Origin of the sequence: Hyphomonas sp. UBA3195 (genome assembly GCF_002366485.1) — a bacterium.
Taxonomy (GTDB): domain Bacteria; phylum Pseudomonadota; class Alphaproteobacteria; order Caulobacterales; family Hyphomonadaceae; genus Hyphomonas.
This window is the reverse complement of sequence record NZ_DEXB01000041.1, coordinates 1-1,885: the sequence shown is the minus strand read 5'-3', so window position 1 is coordinate 1,885 and position 1,885 is coordinate 1. Positions and strand designations below refer to the sequence as shown.

The 1,885-nt window shown below is 61.4% G+C and carries 1 protein-coding gene and 1 pseudogene; both read right to left on the bottom strand.

Annotated features, from left to right (window positions below):
• Positions 1 to 159 precede the first annotated feature (159 nt).
• A complete protein-coding gene (gene dut, locus B2344_RS12435; protein ID WP_290485324.1) occupies positions 160 to 615 on the bottom strand; it encodes a dUTP diphosphatase in 456 nt (151 codons plus the stop codon).
• Positions 616 to 671: 56 nt separating this feature from the next.
• Positions 672 to 1,885 (bottom strand): annotated as a pseudogene (locus tag B2344_RS12430) (hypothetical protein); the annotation flags it as partial.

Below are 1,885 nucleotides of genomic sequence, written 5' to 3'. Positions count from 1 at the left end.
GAGGCTCCTTTTCTGACAAGACGTTGGTACGAAAGTCAGTCGTTTGGAGCTCCCCGTCTGTTAGATGGATCCGCAATTCGGCGAATGCACCGCTCTCCTGAACTTATCGATATTCAATATGTAAGGAGGGGTGAACACATGTTCAAGAAGAAACCCGGATTATCTTCCGGTTGAGCCAAATCCGCCGGCGCCGCGGTCCGTCTCGTCCAGCGCGTCCACTTCTATCCATGCCAGTTGCGTGACCGGCGCAAGAACCAGTTGGGCAATGCGTTCGCCGCGCTGGATGGTAAAGGCATCCTGTCCGAGATTGATCAGGATCACCTTGATCTCACCGCGATAATCGCTGTCGATCGTGCCGGGCGTGTTCAAACAGGTCAGGCCATGCTTGGCTGCGAGGCCGGAGCGCGGGCGGACCTGAATTTCATAGCCTTGCGGAATGGCCACTGACAGGCCGGTCGGGATCATCGCCCGCTCACCCGCCTGCAGCAGGATCGGGTCGTCCTGCGAAACAGCCGCGCGGACATCCATGCCGGCTGAGCCGATGGTTTCATAGGCTGGCAGGTCGAGCCCCTCGAAATGGGGCAGCGGGCAGACGGAGACAGTAACCTTGTTCATACCCTGAGCCGTTGGCGGAGTCGCATATTCGAGTCAAGCAGATAGGGCTGCGGGCGCTAGTCTTCGTCCTGATGCGCCTCAAAGACCTCGTCTTCCCACTCCATCGTGTCGCCGCGCATCAGCTGATCGTGCTGGCGCTCGGACTCCGGCTTGCGGTCCATGAAGATCGTGTTGTCGATCCCGTCCAATGTGGTTTTCGGAATGCCGTCATTGCGTTTCAGGAAGCTCTCAAACGCGGAATCATCCGGCAGGGTTGAGCGCAGCTGGCCGTCATAGGTGCCGTCGAGCCGGTTCTGCTCGTCCCGGTCGAGGCCGGCATTGGCGGCGTCCTTATAGGCTTGTTTGGTGGCATCGAGATCGCAATTGGCCTTGAGTCGCTGTTCTTCGGTGAGCTTGTGGCAGAGTAGCGCGCCAAGCGCGCCGCCCCCTCCCCCGGCCGTAGCTGGCGGCAGGGAAAACTCGATGCCCGGCACGCGCACGGGGGGCGGGCGTCCAAAAGGTTGGGGCCTGGCAAAAGGCTGCGCCGTGGTGGCAGGCTGTTGCACGGGTGTCGCAAGGGTCTGCAGCGGCGCATCAGATGGTTCCGGCAGGATGATCGCTTCGTCCGGGTCAGGTTCCAGCTCCGCGACATCGGGCAGGTCTACCTCGGGCACCGGTTCAGGCTGAGGCTCCAGTTCGAGCGGCGCTTCCGCAACAGGCTCCATTTCGGGGTCAGGCTCAACCACCGGGTCAGGCACAGGTGGTAGCGTTTCCTCAACGGGTTCTATTTCAGGCTCAATCTCCTCGACGAGGTCTTCCGGAATCTCTTCAGGCTGTTCGTCGGGAATACTTTCAGGCAGATCCTCAACCGATTCATCGGGAGTCGTTTCGAGCAATTCCTCAGGCAGGACTTCGGCCTCAAGGTCCGGCTCGGCGTCTTCAAAGGGAGCTTCCAGCGTGTCCGGAAGCTCGTCTGGCACATCCTCCGGGTCTTCCATGGCCGGTTCTTCAGGAATGACTTCGACCGGCAGACCTGGCTGAGGATCCGGCAGCACCTCCTCCTCTACGGCAAGCGGCAAGGACTCCGGCTCAGGGATCGGATCGTCGATGACGAGGTCCACCGGCGCTTCGGGCGGCGGCAGAGCCTCTTCCATGACCAATTCCGATTCCGGGATCGGCTCAGGATCCGGCTGGGGCAACGGTTCCGGGTACGGTTCGGGGAGAGGTTCGGGCTCGATGTCCGGCACCGGCTCCGGCGGCAATTCCGCAACGGGCTCTGGCTCTGGCTCTG

Excerpts from the sequence above, each read along its gene's own strand:
- dut (WP_290485324.1), bottom strand. The coding sequence starts at position 615 with ATGAACAAGGTTACTGTCTCCGTCTGCCCGCTGCCCCATTTCGAGGGG.